Raw genomic sequence first — 22,091 nt, forward strand, 5'->3', positions numbered from 1 at the left:
AAGGTTGGCGCCGAGGTTTCGGCCAGCCCCTTTCTCCCCGTCACTATACGGGGAGAAATGTCCGGCAGGACAATGAGGGGCGGCGCTGACGGCGACAGGAATATCCCTCAGCGCAACCTTCACAGCATCATCCTCGGCGAGCAAGCATGACGAAGGTCTACGTCTCCTCGGTGATCCCCGCGCCGGCGGCGGAAGTATGGAAGCTCATCCGCGACTTCAACGGCCTGCCGGGCTGGGCGCCGTTCGTCGCCGAGAGCCGCATCGAACAGAATGCGCAGGCAGACCAGATCGGCTGCATCAGGAGTTTCACGCTCAAGGATGGCGGCCGCATCCGCGAAAGGCTGCTGGCGCTGTCCGACTACGACCTGTCCTGCAGCTACGCCATCCTGGAAAGCCCGATGGCGGTCGAGAACTATGTCGCCACCCTGTCGCTGACACCGGTCACCGACGGCAACCTGACGCTCGCAGAGTGGCAGGCCGAGTTCGACTGCGCGCCGGATCGCGAGGCGGCTCTCATGAACCAGATCGGCGCCGGCGTGTTCCAGACCGCTCTGAGCGCGCTCAAGCACCGCTTCGGGCGCTGACGCCCCTCCGATGGTCAAGGTTTGCCAGAGCACGATCATCGACGCACCGGTCGACGAGGTCTGGGCGATATTGCGCGATTTCAACGGGCATGACCGTTGGCATCCGGCGATCGCCTTCAGTGAGATCGAGGGCGGCGAAACGGTCGATGCGGTTGGTTCGGTGCGCCACTTCCGGCTGAACGACGGCGGTGAGTTGCGCGAGCAATTGCTGGCGCTGTCCGACAAGGACCGGCGGCTGAGCTATTGCCTGCTGGAAGCGCCGCTGCCGCTGATGGGTTATGTCGCCTCGCTTCGGCTGAAGCCGGTGACCGACACCAATGCCACCTTCTGGGAGTGGCGCTCCGAATTCCATCCGCCGGCGCATCGTCGCGACGAACTGGTCAGGCTGGTCACTGAAGGCATTTATCAGGCCGGCTTCGCGGCGGTGCGCGATCTTCTGCGCGGGCGAACCGGAAGCATGCGGGTCGAAACAAGACCGCCGCGGACCGCCGCGCCGTCCACAAGCGCGCCGCCCATTGTGTCAAAGGTCCCGGCAAGCCGGGCCGAAACGACCCGCGCGATCGTCGTCGGGCGCTACGGCGGACCGCAGGAGCTGCGGCTCGGGGAGATCGCGCTGCCGCCGCCGGCATCGGACGAGGTTCGGATCCGTCATACGGTGATCGGGGTTAATTTCATCGACGTCTACTGCCGCACCGGTTTCTTCGATCTGTTGCGGCTACCGGGTGTGCCTGGCATGGAAGCTGCCGGCATCATCGAGGCGCTCGGTCCGGCGGTATCGGGTTTCTCGGTCGGCGACCGCGTCGCCTATGCCTGTCCGCCGGTCGGCGCCTACAGCGAACGGCGCAACATGGCGCCAGATCTGCTGGTCCGCCTGTCCGGCGACATCCCGGACGAGACCGCCGCCGCCGGCCTGCTCAAGGGCGTCACCGCGAGTTTCCTGCTGCATGATGTTCACGCCGTGAAGCGCGGCGACATCGTGCTCATCCATGCGGCGGCCGGCGGCATCGGCCAGTTGCTGGTGCAGTGGGCGTGTCATCTCGGCGCGACTGTCATTGCCACCGTGTCGAGCGACGACAAGGCGCGTATCGTCGAGCGGCTCGGCGCGCATCATGTCATCGTCTATTCGCGTGAAAATTTCGCTGAAGCCGTCGTGCGGCTGACAGCCGGCAGGGGCGCCGACGTTGCCTATGACGCCGTCGGCAACGACACCTTCGCCGGCTCGCTCGCCTCTCTCGCGGTGCGCGGCCATCTCGTCAGTTTCGGCCAGGCGTCGGGTCCGGTCGGCGATTGGGATATCGGCCGCTTCGCTTCCAAGTCGCTGACCATCTCGCGGCCGAATTATGCCCACTACACCGACACGCCAGAAAAACTAGCGCCGCACGTCACCAGCTTCTTCCAGGCGCTGCGGCAGGGCGTGGTCAGGATCGAGACTCCGACCCGCTACGATCTTGCCAATGCGGCCGACGCGCACCGCGATCTGGAAGCGCGCCGCACCACCGGCGCCCTGGTCCTCGTGCCGCAGGCTTGACGGTACGGTCAGCCGGTCGCCGAGGCGTAGATGTCGAGAACATCCGTCACGCTGGCGATCAGCAGCTCCCGTGCTTTTGGCTCGACCGATCCGCTCGCCGCCGCGCCGTCGAGGCGGCCGAGATACTGGCTGACGAGGGGCAGGGGAATCTCGCGCTCGCCAAGCGCCCGCATCAATGCGTCGACAGCCTGCTGCGCCTCCGGCGCCGGCCAGTAGTAGCGGATGCGGTCGCTGTAGGAGAAGTGCCGCTCGATCCGCTGCTCGGCCTGCGAGCCATGATAATAGTTCTTCCAGTTGCCGGGCGCCGCCAGCATGGCGCGCTCCATCGCAGCCGGCAGGCTTTCCCGGGTTGGGTCGGGAGAAAGAATATCGGCGATGTGGCTCAGCCCGTAGAGCGCTTCGCGCAGCGCGAAGGTCAGCCACGGCCCGACCTTGAGGATGGCAAAGCCGTCGTCGACCAGCGCGCTCAACGCCGCTGTCGGCTGGTAGTCGGTCGAATGGGCTTCGAAGACGAACTGCGGCAGGTCGCGCAATGCGCCCGCCAATGCCCGGGCGTTTTCGGGCCGGTAAGTGATCACATCGGCATTGCCGAATTCGACGCCAGGCTGCACGACGACACCGATCGCCCGCGAAAAAGCCTCGTCAAGGCCGCGTAGGCTGAAGGCTTGTTGGTGGATGCGCACCGTCTCGCCTGCCGCTTGCGGCGTCGTCACCGCCAGATGGTCCATAGCCTCCAGCGCGCCGCCGGGAACGGGCACTTCCGTGCCGATGACGTAGATAGGCCTGGCGCCGCCTGTTCGTTCGACCGCGGCTTCGGCCGCGGCCGCAAGTTCGGCGGCGCGCGCGGCGATCGTGGCGTCGGGCGGCGCGGCGCCTTCGCCGGCGCAGCCCATGCTGGCATCCAGATGAATCTTGGTGAAGCCAGCCTCGGCATAGGCCTCGACCATGCGCGCGGCTTTTGCCATCGCCTCGGACCCCGGCAGATGCTTCCAGGGATTGGGGCCGAGATGGTCACCGCCAAGCACCAGCCTGTCCAGCGGGAAGCCGGCCCTGCCGGCAATTGTCTCGACGAAGCGGCGGAAATCGCCCGGCGTCATGCCGGTGTAGCCGCCCTCATGGTTCACCTGGTTGCAGGTGGCCTCGATCAGCACATCGGCGCCGCGCACCTTGCCATGGCGCAGTGCTGCCTCGATGACCAGCGGATGGGCCGAACAGATCGACGCGATGCCGGCGCGCTCGCCGCCCGTCCGCCGTGTCGCGATAGCCGCCAGCCTGTCGGTCGCCTGGCTCATACCGCCGCTCCGGTCCGGGCGGACTTGATGAACGCCTCGACTTGCGCCAGCGATGCAATGCCTTCCATCGGACCTTTCTTCGTCACCGCCAGGGCGCCGCAGCCATTGGCGATATCGAGCGCTTTGCGCGGCGCCTCTCCACGCAGCCAGAAGGCGACGAAGGCGGCCGCGAAACAATCGCCGGCGCCGGTCGGATCGATCTCGTCGACGACGAAGCCCGGCGCTGCGGTCCGTCCAGCCCGATCGTAATGGACGGCGCCCTGCGCGCCCTTCTTGATGACCACCGTCGAGATGCCGCGGTCCAGCATTTCGCGCACCGCGCTCTCCTCCTCGGTTGCCTCCGCGAAGGTGAAGAGTTCCGGCCCGCTGGGCAGGAATACGTCGGTCTTGGAGAGCACGAAGTGCAAGGCGTCGCGCATGCCAGGCAGGTCGAGCATCTCCTTGCGGATATTGGGGTCGAAGGAGACGGTGCCGCCGCGCGCCTTGACCGCTTCGATCCCGTTGCGGGCAACCTCGATCACTTCGGGCGAGAACAGCGACGTGCCCATGACATGGAAATGGTCGGCACCGGCCAGCAGCGCGTGCGCTTCCGCGCCGATCTCGATCAGCCCTGCCGCGCTCTGCTTGATGTTGTAGACGAAGTGCCGGCTGCCATCGGCCTCATAGGTGACGAAAGCGCTTCCCGTTGCGGCACCCCGATGGATCTTGATGGCCGAAATGTCGGCGCCGTCGGCGCGCAGGCGCTCGATGTTCAAATGTCCGAAATCGTCGTCGCCCACGGCCGCGATCAGCCCCGCCGGCTGGCCGAGCCGCGCCGCCTGGTCGATGAAGATGGCGGGAGCGCCTGACGGAAACGGGCCGACAAGCGGGCCGGGCGCGCGAAAACTCTGGCCGATCCGCTCGGCCATGATCTCGACCAGGATCTCGCCGGCGCAAACCAGTTTCTTCATGTCCTCACCATTCGCCGAATGCCTGCATCAGTTGCCGAGCGCTCTCCGCGAAACCTAAGTTGCTGCTTTCAGAGCGTCAATAAATAATTTGACGCGCGCAATCCTTTTGCGTTGTATTGGAAATGCGGAAATTTGACTGAACAAGTTCGGTCAAGCAATGCTGCCTCGCGGCAATGGCTGCAAGACTGATTCTGGCCAGAGTGCGAAGACTGGCAGGCGAGGGTAAGGGGCCTGGAATATCGATGGCGGAGAAGACGCACCGCACGATGGATGACTTCGCCAGGGCGTCCGGCGTATCGCGCCCGACCCTGTCGAAATATTTCGATGATCCGGCGAGCGTGAAGCCGGCGACGCGGGCGCGCATCGAGGCCGCGCTGCGGTCGTCGGACTATCAGCCGAACGTTTTCGCGCGCAACCTGAACCGCAAGCGCACCCGCAATGTCGGCATCGTCGTGCCGACGATCACCGATCCGTTCTACGCAGAGATGGTCAGCCGCATCGAACTGCGCTGCCGCGACGAAGGGTTTTGGCCGATCGTCATCTCTTCGCACGGCTCGCCGAAACTGGAGGCGGAATCGGTCAGGACGCTGATGTCGCTGAAGGTTGCCGGCGCCATCGTCGCGCCGCTGGGAAAGGTCTCGGAACCCGGCGTTTTCGAGCGGATGAGCGAGGACATCCCGATCGTCTATTTCGACACCTACATCGAGGGCGACACGCCTTTCGTCGGCAATGACAATCACCAGAGCACCTCGACCATCGTCGACTATCTCTGTCGGTCCGGCGAGCCGCCGGTCTATGTCGACATCCCGCACGTGAACCACAATTCGGCCGAACGGCTGCAGAGCTATATCGACACCATGCAGGCCGCGGGCCTGGAGCCCGTCGTTCTCAAATCGGCGGGCGACTACAGCTGGGATTTCGAGCGCATCGGTCACGAATGGATGGACAGGACGCTCGACAAGGGCGGCCTGCCGGCCCGCACGCTGCTCTGCGCCAATGACCGTCTCGCCTTCGGCGTGATGTCGGCCGCATTCTCGCGCGGGCTGAAGATCGGCCGCCGGCCGGATTGCGATTTCCGCGTCGCCGCCCACGACGATCATCCGTTGAGCCGCTACACCTGTCCGGCGCTGACCACCATGGCGCAGGATTTCGCCGCCATGGCCGGCCGCAGCGTCGAGATCTTGCTGGCGTTGCTGGACGAGGCCGATCCGCCCGGCCAGGATCTGGCGCGTAACGTCAAGCTTGGCGCGACGCTGGTGATGCGTCAGTCGGCCTGAACACGCGTCTGCAACTGGAGCCAGGCTGCGGCCTCACTCACCGCTTGCCGCGCCGCCAGCATGTGGCGGCCCATCGAGGCGAAACCGTGGATCTGCCCCGGCCAGCGCCGCAGCACCAGTGGCACCCCTTCGGCGCGCAACCGTTCGGCATAGGCGGTGCCTTCGTCGGCGAGGATGTCATGGCTGGCGATCACGACAAAGGCCGGCGCCACGCCGGCAAGGCTTGAGGCCAGCAGCGGCGACACGCGCCAGTCGGTCATGTCGTGCGGCGTTCGCACATAATGATCGCGGAACCAGGCCATGGTGGCGGCGGTGAGACCGAAGCCGTCACCGAAGCGCCGGTAGCTGTCCGTTGTCTGGCGGGCATCGGTGTTGGGGTAGAGCAGGATCTGGGCGGCAAGCGGCGCCGCCCGCCCGTCGCGGGAAAGCAGCGCCAGGACGGCGGCAAGGTTGCCGCCGGCACTGTCGCCGGCGACGGCGATGCGGGCCGGATCGACGCCGAGTTCTTCGGCGTTGTCGGCCATGAAGCGCAGCGTCGCGGTGCAATCCTCGAGACCGGCGGGGAATTTGTGCTCGGGCGCCAGCCGGTAATCGGGGCAGACAACCACGGCATTGCCGAGATTGGCCAGCCAGCGGCAGATCTCGTCATGCGAGGAGAGATTGCCGATCACCCAGCCGCCGCCATGCAGGTAGAGAAGCGCACGCGCGCCGGCCACCGCTGCGCCGATGCCGCGATGGATGCGGACCGTGACTGGGCCGTTCGGCCCGTCGATCTGCCGTTCCGAAGTCGACACGACCGGCTCATGCTCGCCCTGCTGTGCCGGGAACGAAGCGTCGTAGGCGGCCCGTGCCGCCGCCACGCTGCCTTTCTCGAACGGCTCGCCACCCGCTTCGCGGCCGATTTCGAGGACGCGCAGCGCATCCGGGTCGAGTGTCATCATCGTCTCTGCCATGGCTGCACCTAAGCGAGCAGGCCGCGCGCCTCGTCCTCGGTCAGCAGCGGCGGCTGCACCACATCGCCGGCAATGGCGACCGAGCTTTTCGTCTCGCCCGAACGCAGGATCGCTTCCATGATCTCCAGCACGTGCAGCGCCAGATTGCCGGAAGCGCGGGGCGTTGCCCCCGTCTGCAGCGAGCGCACGAGGTCGGCGACGCCGAGCATGCGGTAATTGGCCCGGTCGGGCGCGGCATAGGGCCAGTTGCGGGCGCCGTAGAGTTCGCCCTCGCTGGCGAAGTCCTTCCACTCGGCACCGCGTTCAGAGAGCGAAACGGTGCCGCCGAACGTGTCGGGATCGGGCAGGCGCAGCGAGCCTTCCGTGCCATGCAGTTCGATCGGATGGTTCGAGTGCCTGAAGACATCCCACGAGGCGCCGAAGGTGACGGTCGCGCCCGAACGGAATTCCAGCAGCGACAGCACATTGGTCGGCGTGCCGACCTTGAATGTCGTGTCCTTGAACGGCCCCTCGGCCGTGATCAGCCGCTCCTCCTGTCCCTTGGTCGCCATCGCCATCACGCGCCCCACCGGGCCGAGCAGATTGACCAGCATGGTCAGGTAATAGGGCCCCATGTCGAACACCGGGCCACCGCCCGGCTGGTAGTAGAATTGCGGATTGGGATGCCAGTGTTCCATGCCGCGCCCCATCATGAAGGCGGTTCCGCTCACCGGCCGGCCGATGGCGCCTTCGTCCATCAGGCGGCGCGCTCGCCGCCCGGCAGCCCCCAGGAAGGTGTCGGGCGCCGAACCGAGTAGCAGGCCGCGCTTGGCCGCCTCCGCGACAAGCTTGCGGCCGTCGCTGGCCGAGGTGGCCAGCGGCTTTTCCGTGAAGACATGCTTGCCGGCGGAAAGGGCGGAAAAGGAAATGTCGAAATGCGCCGCCGGAATAGTCAGGTTGAGCACGAGATCGATCTCAGGATCGGCGAGCAGCGCGTCGACGCCAAGCGCCCGGATGCCATACTCCTTGGCGCGCAAGGCGGCCATGTCGGCCGAAATGTCGGCACAGGCGCGCAATTCGACGCCGCCGAAGAGCGCTGCATTGCGCAGGTAGGTCATGGAGATGTTGCCGCATCCGATGACGCCGATGCCGAGCCTGGTCTGTGATTTTGCCTGCATGTCCTGTCGTCCCTCCCAATGCGGTCACGGTCTGCCTGATCCGCCGCAACCGGCGACGGATCGATTTCGAAAAGCGCTATACAACATTTTAAATCTTGACGCGCGTAAAATTTTTATAGACCATGCGAAAACGATGACGAAGGCCGCTTCACACTTTTCGTCATCATGCTCTGGGAGGAGAAGATGACAGACATGGAAAAACGGCCGGGCGCCGGCCCCGGGCCTGCCGGTCAGGCATAGATCACCTTGGCCCCGGTCTTATCGAGCTGACTGCGTATGGCGCCGGGCAGGCCATCATCGGTGACCACCACATCGACGCCCGATAACGAAAATGCCTTGGAGGTTCCGCTGACACCCCACTTGCTCGAATCCGCAAGCAGCACAACGCGCCGGGCCATGCGCACGAGGTTTCGCTTCGTTCGCGCCATGTCTTCGTTCACGTCGACCACATCCAGTGAGGAGTCGATCGCATGCGCTCCGACAAACACCTGATGCGCGACCAGGCCGCCGAGAGCCGTGTCGGCATCGGTGATAAGCGTGCTCACCGTGTCCGGGTAGACACGGCCGCCGATCATATGAACGTCGAGCCCGGGCCGGTGCATCAGATGCTGCACGATGTTCATCGCCGTGGCTGCGAGCACGACATTGTTGAGTGGCGGTAACTGCATGGCAACCTGCATCAACGTCGAGCCGCCGTCGAAGATGACCGATTGGTTGTCCTCGAACAGCTCCACCGCTGCCCGGGCGATGCGTTTCTTGGCATCGAGGTTCGTCTGCATCCGCCGGGCGAACGCGGCCGTGGTCGAATCCGTGGTCCGGGTCACCGCCCCGCCACGGGTCTTGGTCAGCAGTCCCTTGCGATCCAGTATCTCGAGATCGGAGCGTACGGTGACTTCCGACACGCCAAAATCGTCCGACAGATCCTTGGTGCGAACCTCTCCGCTGCGTTGCACCTCACCCAGGATCGCCTGGCGTCTCTGCTCTGACAACATTTCCCTGCTCTGCCTCCATGCGCCGGGCAACCACCCCGGCTTTGGCTCACTCTACGAGAAAATACGCAAAACCGAAAGCTTTCGAAAGATTGCAATTGTCATTTCCTTCGCAAACACTGGGTTTGGAAGTTTGAAACCAAACAATTGGGAAATTTTGCAGTCATGAGCCTAGGAACCAAAGTGCGCCTTGCGCGCCTCTTTTCGCATCCATCGGGAAATCTTTTCGGCGGCGCGGTCGACCATTTCGTCGGCTATGGCGACGTGCGCAAAGGCGGCCTTGCCGACCTGCCGGGCGCGCTCGCCCGCGTCATGGCGGGCAAGCCCGACTACGTCAGCATCCAGCCCGGCACGGCACGCCATCTGTGGCCGCAATATGCGGGCAAGGCTTCCCTGGTCATCCAGGCCGGCTGTTTCACTCCCGACGATCGCATCAGCGAGCTGATTGCGACGCCCGAGGATGCGGTGCGCGCCGGCGCCGATGCGTTGGCCGTGGCCATTCCGGTGCGCGGCGCGACCGAAGGAAAATACATACGCTGGCTGACCGATTCGGTGAATGCGGCGGCCCGCTACGGCATGCCGGTCGTCGCCCATGTCTATCCGCGCGATTTCACCGACGGCACAAAAATCGTCTTCACCCCTGACGAGATCGCCTATGCGGCGCGCATCGGCTACGAGTCCGGCGTCGACGTGATCAAGATCGGCTACACCGGCGATTTCGAATCCTTCCGGGAAACCGTCCGCACCTGCCCGGTGCCGGTCGTGATCGCGGGTGGTCCCAAGACCGACACGCTGCTCGGCGCCCTGCAGCAGACCGCGGACGCCATCCGTGCCGGCGCGCGCGGCGCCGTGGTGGGCCGCAATCTCTGGGGCCATGGCGATCCGCAGAAGGCGGCGACCGCTTTCCGGGGCGTCATCCATGACGGGCTTTCGGCGCAGGATGCCTTGGCCAAGGCGGGTGCCTGAACCATGCCCACCGTCCCCTCAATCCTCGGCTTCGGAGCGATTGCGATCGACGATATCGTCTATGTCGATCAACCGTTGTCGGCGGGCAAGGGGAAGGTTGTGCAAAGCGCCAGGGCTTTCGGTGGAAATGTCGCGACGGCGCTTGCCGCCGTCGCGCGGCTCGGCGGAAGCGCCGGGTTCATCGGCTGGCTGGGCAGTGCCGCCGACGACGCCGTGCTGGGCGATCTCGTTGCGAGCGGCGTTGAAACCGCGTTCGCGCCGCGCCACGCCGACGCGCGCCCGGTGCGCTCGCGGATCACCGTCGGTTCGGATGGCGACAGGTTCATCGCCTATGACGACGAAGCGATGCTGGGCACCGCTGCGGACTTCCCGGACGAGGTTCTCGGCCGCGCCGCTGTCCTGATCGTCGACAGCTACGCGATCGGGTCGCTGGATGTCGTGGCGCGGGCTCAGGGTCTCGGCCTTGCGATCCTCGGCGATATCGAATGGAGCGGCGGTCCAGCCACAGAGAGGCTGATCGCGCTCTGCGACCATCTCATCCTCCCGCTTGGCTTTGCGCGGGCCGCAACCGGCCGCCACGCGCCGGCCGAGATACTCGATGCATTGTGGTCGCCGTCGCGGTCAGCGGTGGTTGTGACGGATGGCGGCAGGGGCGTCTACTATCGCGGTCGCGAAGAGGCAGGGCTCTGGCACCTGCCGCCGCACCGGGTTGAAGTCGTCGATTCGACCGGCGCCGGCGACTGCTTTCATGGCGCCTATGCCCAGGCATTGACGCGCGGCGCCGACACCGCGGGCTGCGTCGCATTCGCTGCTACTGCTGCTGCTCTTTCGATAACGGGGCGCGGCGGGCGCGAAGCACTTCCGACTGACGACCAGGTCACGCAACTGCTGGCATCGCCGAACGCGCCGTCGGCGGTCGAACTGAAATATGCCGGGCTCGATGCCACGACAGAGCCCAAACGATCCGAGGAAATATCTCACAGGTGACTCCAAGCCGAGGATAATTATAAAAATCAATGGCTTAGACTTGTGGAGGGAGGAAGATGGCAGAAGTCGTTCTTGAGAATATCTGCAAGACATACGGAAACAATTTCAACGCGATCGACCAGTTGAACCTGTCGGTCAAGGACGGTGAGTTCTTGATTCTCGTCGGCCCGTCCGGCTGCGGCAAATCCACCGCGTTGCGGATGATCGCGGGATTGGAGGATATCACCAGTGGCAGCCTTCGGATCGGCGGCACCGACGTCGTCGACATGCCGCCAAAGGATCGCGACATCGCGATGGTCTTCCAGAGCTACGCGCTCTACCCGCATATGACGGTGTTCGAAAACATCGCCTTTTCGATGCGCCTGGCAGGCAAGTCGAAGGCCGAGCGCAAGAAGCGCGTGGACGAGATCGCCAAAACCCTGCAGTTGACCTCGCTGCTGGACAGCAAGCCCGCGAACCTTTCGGGCGGACAGCGTCAACGGGTTGCCATGGGGCGCGCCATGGTGCGCGAACCGGCCGCCTTTCTCATGGACGAACCGCTTTCCAACCTCGACGCGAAGCTGCGTGTTCAGATGCGCGCCGAAATCACCAGCCTGCAAAAGCAGCTCGGTGTCACGACCATATACGTGACCCACGACCAGACCGAAGCGATGACGATGGGAGACAGGGTCGCCGTGTTGAAAGGCGGCGTGCTGCAGCAGGTCGACACCCCCAAGAAGCTCTATGAATCGCCGGTCAACGCCTTCGTTGCCGGCTTCATCGGTTCCCCTTCGATGAGCCTTTTCGAGGCGACCCTGACGGGCAACGAACTGATCTGTGGAGCCTTCGGCATCCGGCTGCAGGATGCGGCTTTCGCGCGCAGGCCAAGCTTGAGATCGTATGCGGGGCGCAAGGTGGTGTTCGGGATCCGGCCGGAGCATCTCTATGACAGCAGCCTCGAATCCGGCCGCAAATATCAGACGATACCGGCAAGGGTGACCTCGATCGAAGAACTTGGGTCCGAGCATATCGTCCATCTGAACATCGACGCGGTCCGGGTGGATTCCGGCGATCCGGACGCGGTGCAGGATTTCGGCCGGACGTCGAACGCGGTGGCGAAATTCGAACCGGTGAGCGAAGTCCGCGCCGATTCGGAAATCCAGTTGGCGCTGGATGACGCCAAGCTCCATTTCTTCGATCCCGAGACGCATCTGGCGATCTGAGGATGTGCGGCAATGCCCGCAGGCGAAGGCGAGGCGCCTGCGTAGGAAGACTTCTGAATAACCAGACGATCGCCCGCATTGTGCGGTCGATCCCTAGAGAAGGAGGAGAGAAAATGACGTTTCGTATTAAATCCGCGATGCTGAAAATGGCCGCGGCCGCATGGTTGCTCGGCGCAACCGGCGCCATGGCCGACACGACGCTGGAATTCACCCAATGGTGGGAGCCCGAACTGCCGGCCGGCTCGCTCCGGGCGATCATGAATGATTTCGAGGCCGCCAACCCCGGCATCAAAGTGACGTTGGTCAGCGGCCCCTACGCGACGACGCGCGACCAGATCTCGGTCGGCGCCGCGACCGGAACGCTCAGCGATGTCGTCGGTCTCGACGGCGCCTGGGTGAACAATCTGAACGCGCAGGGCGCGCTCGCCGACATGAACCCGATGATGGATGCGAGCAAGTTCGACAAAGCCCAGGTCGCCGATATCATCAAGGTGGACGGCAAGGCGGTGATGTTCCCGGTCGCTTCGTTCGTCTATCCTGTCTTCGTCAATCTGGACCTCGCTGCCAAGGCAGGCGTGACCACGCTGCCCTCGACCCGTGCGGAGTTCCTCGAAGCCGCCAAGAAGATGACCCATGCCGACAAGAACCAGTATGGCTGGGTATTGCCGCTGTCGCTGCAAACGCCGTCCGGCGTCCAGAACGACATGATGTCCTGGGTCTGGGCTTCGGGTCAGTCGATGATGGCGGACGGCAAGCCCGCCCTCGAGGGCAAGCCGGTGGTGGATATGCTCACCTTCGTCAAGTCGCTCAATGACGCCGGCACCATCTCGCCCGGCATCGCCACCAAGACCGAGCAGGAAAAGGTCGAGGAATTCGTCAACGACCGCGTCGGGATGATGATCGACTCGCTCGCGCATGTGAACCTCATCCGGAAGCGCAATCCCAATCTGAACTTCGACCTGATCCCGGTTCCGGTCGTGGAGGGCTATACGGGCAAGCGCGGCCTTCCATATGCCTCCTGGGGCATCGGCATCTCCGCGAGCTCGAAACATCAGGAAGAGGCATGGAAACTCGTCCAGTACCTGATGAGCGAGAAGGTCAACGCCAAGCTGGTGTCGCTGGCCAACGCCTTCCCCGGCAACGTCAACGCCAAGCCCGATTTCGTGACCTCGGACAAGGCTTTCGCCAAGGCTTTCGAGATCTTCAAGACCGGTTATCTCGCCAATGAGTTCACGGGCCTGCCGGTGGCTGAAGACCTGATGACCCAGTTCGACGTTCAGGCTCAAAAGATGCTTGCCGGCGAGCAGACGCCGGAAGAAGCCGCCGCGGCTGCTCAGAAGGGCTGGATGGCGAAATTCTGAGCGGCCTGCTCCCGTCTGCTATCTTCAACCGGGCAGCCTGGCTTCGGCCAGGCTGCCCGGCAACAACGGATCGGCAATCTGAGATGGACCTGTTTGCAAAGCTCACCTTCTCTTGAAGGCGTATCCCAAGGTTAGCACATGACCCGGCAAAAGCGCTCCCGCCACAGACTGAAACGAGCAGTCGCACCCTATTTGTATCTGTCGCCCTCGCTCGTGATCATCGGCCTGCTGATGCTGCTGCCGATGGTCACGGTGATCGGCTATTCGTTCCAGAACAGCGCGGTGCTGCGTCGCGACCCGTCCTTTGCCGGGCTGAAACACTACCAGGCGATCTTTGCCGATCCCGTGTTCTGGGCTTCGCTGTGGCACACGCTCTACTTCACATGCATGAGCGTGGTGTTCCACATGACCATCGGCATGATCTTCGCGCTCATGCTGAACAGCGACCGCATCAATCCGACGCTGCGCAACATCCTGCGCGTGCTTTACATCCTGCCCTGGCTGTTCACCGCGGTGATCATCGCGGTGATCTGGCGCCTGCTGCTCGAGCCGAACGGTGTCGTGAACAGCATTCTCATGCAGCTCGGCATCATAGGTTCCAAGATCGAGTGGTTTTCCTCGCCCGAGACCGCGCTGCACGCCGTCACCTTCGCCAATATCTGGGCCGGCTACCCGCTCTTCATGGTCAGCCTGCTGGCAGGTTTGCAGGGGATTCCCAAGGATCTCTACGAGGCCGCCGACATAGACGGGGCGAAGGCCTACCAGAAGCTGATATTCATCACCATTCCGCAGCTGATGCCGATCATCATCAGCATCTCGCTGCTTGACTTCATCTGGACCATGCAGGTCTTCCCGTTGATCTGGATAACGACGGGAGGTGGCCCGATCTACTCGACCGAAGTGCTGAGCACCTACACCTACAAGCTGGCGTTTTCGAGCTACAACCTGTCCCAGGCGTCGGCGAGCGCCGTGGTCATCCTGCTTATCTCTCTCGGTCTGACGCTGTTCTATATCCGCTATCAGAAGGCTCGGTAGTCACCATGAGGAAAAGGCACACGCCGAAAGACAGGCTGATCACCGTCGCGCTGCATGTCGCTCTTGCGGCAGGGCTGTTCTTCGCGGCCTTCCCGATCTACTGGATGCTGAGCAGTTCGTTCAAGTCGAACACCGAGATCTTTGCCCTGCCGCCGACCATCCTGCCCAAGGCTTTCACGCTGGAAGCGTATGCAGCCATCCTCGGCGATCCGGTAAAGCTGCGCTTCTTCTTCAACAGCTACTTCGTGGCCGGAGCGGTGACCGTGCTGACGGTGCTGATCGCCTTGCTGGCGGCCTATGGGTTCAGCCGCTTCAATTTTCGCGGTAAGGGCAGCCTGAACACACTCATCATCAGCACGCAGACGATCCCGCCGATCACGCTTCTGATCCCCTTCTTCGGGCTCGTCGTCTCGTATCGCATCTTCGACACCTATATCGCGCTGATCGTGACCTATCTGGTGTTTACTCTGCCCTACGCAATCCTGCTGATGACCGGATATCTGAACACCTTGCCCCGCGATCTCGATGAGGCTGTCGCCGTCGATGGCGGCTCCAGCTGGACGGCGCTGTGGCGGGTGATCGTGCCGATCTCGCTGCCCGGTATCGTGGCGACGTCGGTCTACACCTTCCTGTTGTGCTGGAACGAGTTTCTCTTTGCGCTGACGCTGACGAAATCGACCTCGATGCGCACCGTTCCGATCGGCATCCAGCTGTTGATGGGGCAGCACGCCTTCGAATGGAACCAGATGATGGCGATGAGCGTGCTCGGCTCGCTGCCGCTGCTGATCATCTACCTCATTGCCCAGAGGTATTTCCTCGCCGGCATGACAGCGGGCTCGGTCAAATAGCATGTCCATCCCACAGAGCTTCAGAACGGCATCAAGGAATGGGCGATATCAAGGATTGAAAGGATGAACGTGAAAGACCTTAAAGTCGGCTGCCAGACTTTTACCTGGGAAATGCTCGGCGACCGTTTTGCCGGCGGTCCGGACGATCTGCTGAAGGCGATCGGCGATGGCGGCTATGCCGGGATCGAGATCACCGACACCATGATCGGCCGCTACGGCGACCGGCCATCCGAGTTTGCCGCCGCGCTGAAGTCGTCCGGCCTGGCGCTCGTCTCCTTTGCCTTCGGCTCGAAGAGCGGCTTCACGCTCAAGGACAAGATCGGCGCCGACCTCGACACCGCCAAGCGCTGGATCGATTTCGCCGCCGCATTCCCCGGCGCGCTGGTTTCGATGGGCTCGGCGACCGTCGTCTCCAACGGGCCGCGCGACGGCAAGTTCGCCATCGCGGCGGAACTCTACAACAAGGCCGGCGAGCTCGGGCGCAAGGCCGGCGTGCAGGTAGCGGTGCATCCAAGCTCGCACCACAACACGCTGCTCTTCGACCGGCCCGACTACGACGCGATCTTCGCGCTCCTCGATCCCGACCTGGTCGGCTGGGTGCCGGATACCGGCCACATCCTGCGCGGCCACAGGGACATGGCAGACACGCTCATCACCTATCGCGACCGCATCCGCTACGTCCACCTGAAGGATGTCGACGCCAACGGCACCTGGGCTATGCTGGGCAAGGGCGTCTGCGATACCGCCGAGGTGATCGAGATCGCCGGTAGCGCGCCGAACTTCAACGGCTGGCTGGTGCTGGAGGAGGAATCCGAAACGGCCGCCGCCGATCCGGCGGGCGCGGTCAAGACCAACCGCCAGACGATGCGCGGCTACGGAGCTTGAGACGATGATCAGGAAACAGGACAGGCGCCTCAGGGTCGGTGTGCTCGGCTGCGGCCCGATCGCGCAGTTCGCGCATCTGGAATCCTGCGTGAAATCAGGCAATGCCGACCTCTACGCGATCTGCGACGCGGCACCCGATCTGCTCGCCCGCATGGGCGCCACCTACGAGCCGCAGAAGATGTATGCCGACTATGACGCCATGCTCGCCGATCCGGACCTGGAGGCGGTGATCGTCGCGACGTCGGACGCCTATCACGTACCGATGTCGATCAAGGCGCTCGACGCTGGCAAGCATGTTCTGTGCGAAAAGCCGATCGGCACCTCGGTCGAGGAAGGCGAGGCGCTGGCCGCGGCGGTCAGGCGATCCGGCAAGGTGCTGCAGGTCGGACACATGAAGCGCTTCGATCCGGCGCTGGAGGCGGCGCGCGACTTCGTACGCGACGAGATGGGCGAGATACTGGCGCTGAAGGCCTGGTATTGCGATTCCACCCACCGCTACACCAACACCGATGCCGTGCAGCCGCTGCCGGTCACCAGCAAGCTGGCGAGGAAGCCCGGTGGCAATCCCAAGGCCGATCTCAGGCAATATTTCATGCTGGCGCATGGCTCGCATCTGGTCGACACCGCGCGTTTCCTCTGCGGCGACATCGTCGCCGTGCGCGCCCGCCTCAACGAACGCTTCGGCGCCTATTGCTGGTTCGTCGAGACCGAATTCGCCAGCGGCGCGCTCGGCCATCTCGACCTCACCGTCGCCGTGCGCATGGATTGGCACGAGGGTTTCCAGCTCTATGGCGAGAACGGTTCGGTCATCGCCAAGACCTTCAACCCCTGGTATTTCCGCGCCAGCGAGGTCGACATCTTCCATGAGAAGGACGCGACATCGCGAAAGCCGCTCGGCGCTGACGGCCATTTCTTCCGCCGCCAGTTGGAAGGCCTTGCCGACACCGTCCTCACCGGCGCGCCGATGCGCGGCGCCAATGTCGAGGACGGCATCGCCTCGATCCGCGCCATGGTGGCCATCGCGCGTTCCGTGGAGACCGGCGAGCGGGTCGAACTCGCCTCGGTCTCGGGTGCCGTCTGATGCGCCTCGGCATCTTCGCCAAGACCTTTCCCAGCGCCGATCCGGCCGGCGTGCTGGCTGCCGTCAGGCAGGCCGGCTACGAGACGACGCAGTTCAATCTGGCTTGCGCCGGCCTGCCATCGATGCCGGATGCCGTGCCGGCCGATGCCGTCGAGGCCATCCGTGCCGCCGCGCGATCATCAGGCGTTTCGCTGGCGGCGCTCTCGGGCACCTACAATATGGCGCATCCCGACAAGGCGGTCCGCGACGATGGCCTGAAGCGCCTGGCGGCGGTTGTCGACGCGGCGGCGGCGCTGGGCATTCCGCTGGTCACGCTGTGCACGGGCTCGCGCAACGCGTCAGACCAATGGGCCCACCATCACGACAATGCCACGCCGGCGGCATGGTCCGACATGGCGGCCGAGATGGAAAAGGCACTTGCTCTGGCCGAGAAGGCGTGCGTCGATCTCGGCATCGAGCCCGAACAGGCCAACATCGTCACCTCGGCCGGAGACGCGAAGCGCCTCATTGCGCAGATGGGTTCGAAGAACCTCAAGATCGTGCTCGATCCGGCAAACCTGTTCGAGCACGCCACACCTGACGAGGCGCGCGCCATCGTCGCCGCGGCGATCGACGAGGCCGCAGGCCATATCGCCATGGCGCATGCCAAGGACCGGCATGGCGACGGGCGATTTGCCACCGCTGGACAAGGCGTCGTCGACTTCCCCGATTTCGTCGCGCGGCTGAAGGCCGTCGGCTTCGACGGTGCGCTCGTCACCCATGGTCTTTCCGCAGACGAGGCGCCCAGCGTCGCCGCCTTCCTGCGAGGGCTCGCGTGATGGCTCTGGCCCCGACAATCATGCTGCGGGACGACGCCGCGCTCCATGTCTTCGACACGGGGCAGCGTGGCACTCCTGTCGTCTTCCAGCATGGTCTCGGCGGCGATGCCGCCCAGGTGGCGCAGAATTTTCCCGACGGCCCATCGCGCCGCCGGCTCACCGTCGAATGCCGCGCGCAAGGCGGCTCCAGCGCCGGCGGCAGGCGTCCGTTCTCGATCGCCATGTTCGCCGAGGACATACTGGCCGCCGCCGACGCGGCAGGCTTCTACCGTTTCGTTGCCGGCGGCATCTCGATGGGCGCCGCCATTGCATTGCACCTGGCGGCCCGCTATCCGGATCGCGTCTCTGGCCTCGTGCTGGTGCGCCCCGCCTGGACCTTCGATGCAGCACCGCGGAACATGCAGCCTTACGTCGAAGTGGCGGACCTCATCAGCCGGCTGCCGCTGGATGAAGCGCGCGACGCCTTCGCCGCCTCGGCGACGGCAAACCGCTTTCGCCGCGAGGCGCCGGACAATCTGGCCTCGCTGCTCGGCTTCTTCGCGCGCGGGAATGCGGCCGTCTTTGCCGAGGTGATGCGGGCGATCGCCAATGACGGACCGGGCGTCACGTGGGCCGAAGCCGCGGCCTTCGCGATGCCAGCGCTGGTCATCGGCAGCGGCATCGATCTCGTCCATCCCCTGGCGACCGCCCGCGAATTGGTTGAGGCCATCCCGGGCGCGGCCTTCGCGGAGGTGACACCGAAGGCCACCGACAAGAGCAGCCACTTCGCCGAAATCCGCGCCGTCATCGGCGGCTTTCTCGACAGCAATTTCAACAACCAGGACCAGTCATGACTTCGAAGCCCCTCAAAGGCCCGGCCGCCGTCGCTGCCTTGCCGCGCGATCGTCTGATCGCTGAATTTTCCTCGTGGTCGGCCAATCTCGCCAATTTCGAGAGCGACCTGCAACGCATAGAGCCTTACGTCGATCTGCATCACATCGATGTCGCCGACGGCCATTTCGCGCCGTCCTTCCTGTTTTTTCCCGACCTTGTCGCCCGCATCGCCAAGCTGACGGCCAAGCCCATCCACGTCCATCTGATGGTCGACGCTTCTATCGTCGAGGCCCAGACGCGTCAGTTCATCGAGGCCGGCGCCGACATGATCAGCGTCCATGCCGAGAATGGCGAGGCGGGCCTGCGCGCCGTGCGGCTGGCGCGCGAACTTGGCGCGGAGGCCGGCGTGGTGCTCAGGCTGGAGACGCCGGTCGAGGCGGTGACCCCTTTCGTCTCAGAGGTCGCCTTCGTCACGCTTCTTGGCACCGCGATCGGCGTCAAGGGCCAGGGCCTGTCCGAGAAGGCCTGCGACAGGCTGGTCGAGGCGCGCGCCCTCCTGCGGAAGGCCGGTCGCGAGGCGGCCGTGGTGCTGGCGGCCGATGGCGGTATCCGCCACGAAACCGTACCATTGCTGCGCGCCGCCGGCGCCGAGACCGTGGTGCTTGGCTCGCTCGCCTTCGGCGACAAGGATCTCGCCGGCCGCATCGGCTGGCTGCATGGATTGAAGGTCGCGGCATGAGCATTGAAGCGGCCCTCGCGATCGATCTTGGCGGCACGGAACTTCGTGCCGCCCTGGTCGACCGCGACGGCAAGATCCTGGCCTTCGCGGCGGTGCCGACACAGGCACAGGCAGGCCCCGAAGTGGTGATCGGCCAGATCGAGGCGCTGGCCGCGACTGTCCACGCCGAAGCGCCCTCGCTGACCATTGTCGGCGTCGGTGTCGGCGCGCCGGGCCCGCTCGATCCACTGGCCGGCATCGCCGTCGGGCCGCCGACGCTTGCCGGCTGGCAGGACGTGCCGCTGGCCGACATCCTCGAGCGGCGGCTCGGCCTGCCGGTGCGGCTGGAGAACGACGCCAATGCGGCAGCGCTCGGCGAATGGCGTTTCGGTGCCGGGCACGGCGCCCGCTCGCTTGTGTTCGTCACCGTCTCGACCGGCATCGGCGGCGGCGTCGTCGCCGATGGCCGCATCCTGCATGGCCGCCGCGGGCTCGCCGCCGAGATCGGCCATATGACAATCACCAATGAAGGCGAGCGCTGCATGTGCGGCGTTGTCGGCTGCTTCGAGGCGGTCGCCTCCGGCACCGCGCTCGGCCGCCGCGCCAATGCCGCGACATCGCCTTTGGACGGGTCGGCGCTGCGGCGCCTGTCGGCGAATGCCGAGGTCACCGGCCGCCACGTCGTCGAGGCCGCACGGCTGCAGGACGACCTGGCCATGGCTCTGCTCGAGGAGGAGGCACGCTGGCTGGGCGTCGGCTTCACCAATCTCCTGCATCTCTATTCGCCCGACGTGCTGGTTGTCGGCGGCGGCATTGCCAATGGCCTCGACCTGATGGCGCCCGTTATCGAGGCGACCATCCGCCAGCGCGCCATGCGTGCCTATCGCGACGTGCCCGTCGTCCAGGCGCAGCTTGGACGCCACGCCGGGCTGGTCGGCGCGGCCAGCCTCGTCCTGTTCGACGATGGCGGCACGTTGGCGGCGCCCATGCCTATCGGCCCAAGCACATATCCGGACAAGAGCAGGGATTTCAGCGGCTGAGTTCAAGCTGCGCGGCCGTGCAGGTCGATCCGCGCCGCCCTCATCTCTTCGGCGCGCCGTTTGCAGGAACCCGCGCTGCCTGATCCCTTCCATGCATGAGAAAATGGCCGGAGGCAGCGATGCCTCCGGCCATTCCCATTCCTGCGCGCCCGTTCCTGCGCGACGACGCGGGCTTACTCGGCGGGGACGACATCCGCCGGCAGGCTGTCGTCCGCCGTGCCAGCCAGGGCCCGCGCCAGCTTGGCCTCGTCGAGTTCGCCTTCCCAGCGGGCCACGACCAGCGTCGCCACCGCGTTGCCGACGAAGTTGGTCAGCGCCCGGCATTCCGACATGAAACGGTCGACGCCGAGGATCAGCGCCATGCCGGCGACCGGCACCGAAGGAACCACCGACAGCGTCGCGGCGAGCGTGATGAAGCCTGCGCCGGTGATGCCGGCGGCCCCTTTGGAGGACAGCATCGCCACCAGCAGCAGCAGGATCTGGTCGCCGATCGACAGGTGGATGTTCGTCGCCTGGGCAATGAACAGCGCGGCAAGGGTCATGTAGATGTTGGTGCCGTCGAGGTTGAAGGAATAGCCGGTCGGGATGACAAGGCCGACCACCGAGCGCTTGGCGCCGGCCTTTTCCATCTTTTCCATCAGCGAGGGGAGCGCCGCTTCCGACGACGAGGTGCCCAGCACCAGCAGCAGCTCTTCCTTGATGTAGCGGATCAGCGACAGGATCGAGAAGCCATTGTAGCGGCAGACGGCGCCCAGCACGATGAAGACGAACAGGAACGAGGTGGCATAGAAGGTTCCGACCAGCATGGCGAGGTTGATCACCGAGCCGATGCCGTATTTGCCGATGGTGAAGGCCATGGCGCCGAACGCACCGATAGGGGCCGCCTTCATCAGCACGCCGACCAGCTTGAACATCGGCGCCATCAGCGCCTGCAGGAAGTTGAGCACCGGCGTGCCCTTGTCGCCGACCAGCGCCAGCGCGATGCCGAACAGCACCGAGAAGAACAGTACCTGCAATATGTCGCCGTCGGCGAAGGCACCGACGATCGTGCCGGGGATGATGTTCATCAGGAAGCCGGTCACCGACTGGTCATGCGCCTTGGCGGCGTAGGTGTTGACGGTCGAGGCGTCGAGCGTCGCCGGATCGATGTTGAAGCCGGCGCCGGGCTGGACGACATTGGCCACGACAAGGCCGACGATCAGCGCCAGCGTCGAGAAGGTGAGGAAGTAGAGCATCGCCTTGCCGGCGACGCGGCCGACCTTCTGCAGGTCGCTCATGCCGGCGATGCCTGTTGCCACCGTCAGGAAGATGACCGGGGCGATGATCATCTTGACCAGCTTGATGAAGGCGTCGCCCAGCGGCTTCATGCTCTCGCCGATCGACGGGTAGTAGTGGCCGAGCAGGATGCCGACGGTGATCGCCACGAGCACCTGCACGTAGAGCTGGGCATAAAGGGGCTTGCGTTGCGCGGCGGGCGCGCTTGAATGATCTGCTATCTGCATCGAACTCTCCCTTGCCGGATGGGGCGGCTAGCGCATCGCCCTGCTTCTCCCATCGCGGCGTTCCGGTCGCCCGCCGCTGCAAGAATGTTTGCAAGCGCTGTGCCA

The 22,091-nt window shown here is 64.7% G+C and carries 21 protein-coding genes; 15 read left to right on the forward strand and 6 right to left on the reverse strand.

The features are described 5' to 3' along the window. Positions 1–146 precede the first annotated feature (146 nt). Together FJ967_RS05710 and FJ967_RS05715 are read left to right on the forward strand one after the other, a co-directional pair. Positions 147–584, forward strand: coding sequence for an SRPBCC family protein (locus FJ967_RS05710; protein ID WP_140730718.1), 438 nt, complete (start codon positions 147–149; stop codon positions 582–584). 10 nt (positions 585–594) lie between these two features. Beyond that, the gene (locus FJ967_RS05715; RefSeq protein ID WP_140730719.1) at positions 595–2,112 is read left to right on the forward strand and encodes a zinc-binding dehydrogenase; all 1,518 of its coding nucleotides are present in this window, start codon (positions 595–597) and stop codon (positions 2,110–2,112) included. An 8-nt stretch (positions 2,113–2,120) separates the two neighbouring features. Here FJ967_RS05715 and FJ967_RS05720 read toward each other — a convergent pair whose 3' ends face one another. Further along, a complete protein-coding gene (locus FJ967_RS05720) occupies positions 2,121–3,404 on the reverse strand; it encodes a D-tagatose-bisphosphate aldolase, class II, non-catalytic subunit (RefSeq protein WP_140730720.1) in 1,284 nt (427 codons plus the stop codon). Then, positions 3,401–4,354, reverse strand: coding sequence for a sugar kinase (locus FJ967_RS05725; RefSeq protein WP_140730721.1), 954 nt, complete (start codon positions 4,352–4,354; stop codon positions 3,401–3,403). The genes FJ967_RS05720 and FJ967_RS05725 overlap by 4 nt, the downstream gene beginning before the upstream one ends. A 242-nt stretch (positions 4,355–4,596) precedes the next feature. Between FJ967_RS05725 and FJ967_RS05730 the strand changes: the two genes are divergently transcribed. Further along, complete coding sequence (locus tag FJ967_RS05730) at positions 4,597–5,631, forward strand: LacI family DNA-binding transcriptional regulator (protein WP_140730722.1); 1,035 nt, start codon at positions 4,597–4,599, stop codon at positions 5,629–5,631. Here FJ967_RS05730 and FJ967_RS05735 read toward each other — a convergent pair. The 3 genes from FJ967_RS05735 to FJ967_RS05745 form a co-directional block, all read right to left on the reverse strand. Continuing rightward, a complete protein-coding gene (locus FJ967_RS05735) occupies positions 5,619–6,569 on the reverse strand; it encodes an alpha/beta hydrolase (protein WP_140730834.1) in 951 nt (316 codons plus the stop codon). The genes FJ967_RS05730 and FJ967_RS05735 overlap by 13 nt on opposite strands. 23 nt (positions 6,570–6,592) lie before the next feature. Beyond that, positions 6,593–7,741 (reverse strand): Gfo/Idh/MocA family oxidoreductase, encoded by a 1,149-nt coding sequence (locus tag FJ967_RS05740; RefSeq protein WP_140730723.1) that lies wholly within the window; start codon positions 7,739–7,741, stop codon positions 6,593–6,595. A gap of 230 nt (positions 7,742–7,971) precedes the next feature. Continuing rightward, positions 7,972–8,733 (reverse strand): DeoR/GlpR family DNA-binding transcription regulator, encoded by a 762-nt coding sequence (locus FJ967_RS05745; protein WP_140730724.1) that lies wholly within the window; start codon positions 8,731–8,733, stop codon positions 7,972–7,974. Positions 8,734–8,895: 162 nt separating this feature from the next. Between FJ967_RS05745 and FJ967_RS05750 the strand changes: the two genes are divergently transcribed. The 12 genes from FJ967_RS05750 to FJ967_RS05805 all read left to right on the forward strand — a co-directional run bounded on the left by FJ967_RS05750 (position 8,896) and on the right by FJ967_RS05805 (position 20,484). Then, complete coding sequence (locus FJ967_RS05750; RefSeq protein WP_140730725.1) at positions 8,896–9,696, forward strand: class I fructose-bisphosphate aldolase; 801 nt, start codon at positions 8,896–8,898, stop codon at positions 9,694–9,696. 3 nt (positions 9,697–9,699) lie between these two features. Further along, positions 9,700–10,683: a PfkB family carbohydrate kinase gene (locus tag FJ967_RS05755; RefSeq protein ID WP_140730726.1), complete on the forward strand. Its 984-nt coding sequence runs from the start codon at positions 9,700–9,702 to the stop codon at positions 10,681–10,683. A gap of 56 nt (positions 10,684–10,739) precedes the next feature. Next, the gene (locus FJ967_RS05760) at positions 10,740–11,885 is read left to right on the forward strand and encodes an ABC transporter ATP-binding protein (protein ID WP_140730727.1); all 1,146 of its coding nucleotides are present in this window, start codon (positions 10,740–10,742) and stop codon (positions 11,883–11,885) included. 113 nt (positions 11,886–11,998) lie between these two features. Then, entirely contained in the window at positions 11,999–13,246 is a 1,248-nt protein-coding gene (locus FJ967_RS05765) for a sugar ABC transporter substrate-binding protein (RefSeq protein ID WP_140730728.1), read from the forward strand. A gap of 138 nt (positions 13,247–13,384) precedes the next feature. After that, a complete protein-coding gene (locus FJ967_RS05770) occupies positions 13,385–14,281 on the forward strand; it encodes a sugar ABC transporter permease (protein WP_140730729.1) in 897 nt (298 codons plus the stop codon). Between the two features lie 5 nt (positions 14,282–14,286). Beyond that, on the forward strand, positions 14,287–15,129 hold the full coding sequence (locus FJ967_RS05775; RefSeq protein WP_140730730.1) for a carbohydrate ABC transporter permease: 843 nt from the start codon (positions 14,287–14,289) through the stop codon (positions 15,127–15,129). Positions 15,130–15,192: 63 nt separating this feature from the next. Then, positions 15,193–16,014 (forward strand): sugar phosphate isomerase/epimerase, encoded by an 822-nt coding sequence (locus FJ967_RS05780; protein ID WP_140730731.1) that lies wholly within the window; start codon positions 15,193–15,195, stop codon positions 16,012–16,014. A gap of 4 nt (positions 16,015–16,018) precedes the next feature. Continuing rightward, positions 16,019–17,095, forward strand: coding sequence for a Gfo/Idh/MocA family oxidoreductase (locus tag FJ967_RS05785; RefSeq protein ID WP_140730732.1), 1,077 nt, complete (start codon positions 16,019–16,021; stop codon positions 17,093–17,095). Beyond that, entirely contained in the window at positions 17,095–17,913 is an 819-nt protein-coding gene (locus FJ967_RS05790; protein ID WP_140730733.1) for a sugar phosphate isomerase/epimerase, read from the forward strand. The genes FJ967_RS05785 and FJ967_RS05790 overlap by 1 nt, the downstream gene beginning before the upstream one ends. Then, positions 17,913–18,746, forward strand: coding sequence for an alpha/beta hydrolase (locus tag FJ967_RS05795; protein ID WP_140730835.1), 834 nt, complete (start codon positions 17,913–17,915; stop codon positions 18,744–18,746). The genes FJ967_RS05790 and FJ967_RS05795 overlap by 1 nt, the downstream gene beginning before the upstream one ends. After that, entirely contained in the window at positions 18,743–19,465 is a 723-nt protein-coding gene (locus FJ967_RS05800) for a ribulose-phosphate 3-epimerase (RefSeq protein WP_140730734.1), read from the forward strand. The genes FJ967_RS05795 and FJ967_RS05800 overlap by 4 nt, the downstream gene beginning before the upstream one ends. Next, positions 19,462–20,484 (forward strand): ROK family protein, encoded by a 1,023-nt coding sequence (locus FJ967_RS05805; protein ID WP_140730735.1) that lies wholly within the window; start codon positions 19,462–19,464, stop codon positions 20,482–20,484. Before FJ967_RS05800 ends, FJ967_RS05805 begins: the two co-directional genes overlap by 4 nt. 173 nt (positions 20,485–20,657) lie before the next feature. Here the strand turns inward: FJ967_RS05805 and FJ967_RS05810 are convergent, their stop codons facing one another. Then, positions 20,658–21,986 carry a dicarboxylate/amino acid:cation symporter gene (locus tag FJ967_RS05810; protein WP_140730736.1) on the reverse strand — a complete coding sequence of 443 codons (1,329 nt, stop codon included), beginning with the start codon at positions 21,984–21,986 and terminating at the stop codon, positions 20,658–20,660. Between the last annotated feature and the right edge of the window lie 105 nt (positions 21,987–22,091).

It is taken from the genome of Mesorhizobium sp. B2-3-4 (assembly GCF_006442315.1).
GTDB lineage: Bacteria > Pseudomonadota > Alphaproteobacteria > Rhizobiales > Rhizobiaceae > Mesorhizobium.

Coding starts and splice junctions, on each gene's coding strand:
- FJ967_RS05710 (WP_140730718.1), top strand. CDS start 147: ATGACGAAGGTCTACGTCTCCTCGGTGATCCCCGCGCCGGCGGCGGAA.
- FJ967_RS05715 (WP_140730719.1), top strand. CDS start 595: ATGGTCAAGGTTTGCCAGAGCACGATCATCGACGCACCGGTCGACGAG.
- FJ967_RS05720 (WP_140730720.1), bottom strand. CDS start 3,404: ATGAGCCAGGCGACCGACAGGCTGGCGGCTATCGCGACACGGCGGACG.
- FJ967_RS05725 (WP_140730721.1), bottom strand. CDS start 4,354: ATGAAGAAACTGGTTTGCGCCGGCGAGATCCTGGTCGAGATCATGGCC.
- FJ967_RS05730 (WP_140730722.1), top strand. CDS start 4,597: ATGGCGGAGAAGACGCACCGCACGATGGATGACTTCGCCAGGGCGTCC.
- FJ967_RS05735 (WP_140730834.1), bottom strand. CDS start 6,569: ATGACACTCGACCCGGATGCGCTGCGCGTCCTCGAAATCGGCCGCGAA.
- FJ967_RS05740 (WP_140730723.1), bottom strand. CDS start 7,741: ATGCAGGCAAAATCACAGACCAGGCTCGGCATCGGCGTCATCGGATGC.
- FJ967_RS05745 (WP_140730724.1), bottom strand. CDS start 8,733: ATGTTGTCAGAGCAGAGACGCCAGGCGATCCTGGGTGAGGTGCAACGC.
- FJ967_RS05750 (WP_140730725.1), top strand. CDS start 8,896: ATGAGCCTAGGAACCAAAGTGCGCCTTGCGCGCCTCTTTTCGCATCCA.
- FJ967_RS05755 (WP_140730726.1), top strand. CDS start 9,700: ATGCCCACCGTCCCCTCAATCCTCGGCTTCGGAGCGATTGCGATCGAC.
- FJ967_RS05760 (WP_140730727.1), top strand. CDS start 10,740: ATGGCAGAAGTCGTTCTTGAGAATATCTGCAAGACATACGGAAACAAT.
- FJ967_RS05765 (WP_140730728.1), top strand. CDS start 11,999: ATGACGTTTCGTATTAAATCCGCGATGCTGAAAATGGCCGCGGCCGCA.
- FJ967_RS05770 (WP_140730729.1), top strand. CDS start 13,385: ATGACCCGGCAAAAGCGCTCCCGCCACAGACTGAAACGAGCAGTCGCA.
- FJ967_RS05775 (WP_140730730.1), top strand. CDS start 14,287: ATGAGGAAAAGGCACACGCCGAAAGACAGGCTGATCACCGTCGCGCTG.
- FJ967_RS05780 (WP_140730731.1), top strand. CDS start 15,193: ATGAACGTGAAAGACCTTAAAGTCGGCTGCCAGACTTTTACCTGGGAA.
- FJ967_RS05785 (WP_140730732.1), top strand. CDS start 16,019: ATGATCAGGAAACAGGACAGGCGCCTCAGGGTCGGTGTGCTCGGCTGC.
- FJ967_RS05790 (WP_140730733.1), top strand. CDS start 17,095: ATGCGCCTCGGCATCTTCGCCAAGACCTTTCCCAGCGCCGATCCGGCC.
- FJ967_RS05795 (WP_140730835.1), top strand. CDS start 17,913: ATGGCTCTGGCCCCGACAATCATGCTGCGGGACGACGCCGCGCTCCAT.
- FJ967_RS05800 (WP_140730734.1), top strand. CDS start 18,743: ATGACTTCGAAGCCCCTCAAAGGCCCGGCCGCCGTCGCTGCCTTGCCG.
- FJ967_RS05805 (WP_140730735.1), top strand. CDS start 19,462: ATGAGCATTGAAGCGGCCCTCGCGATCGATCTTGGCGGCACGGAACTT.
- FJ967_RS05810 (WP_140730736.1), bottom strand. CDS start 21,986: ATGCAGATAGCAGATCATTCAAGCGCGCCCGCCGCGCAACGCAAGCCC.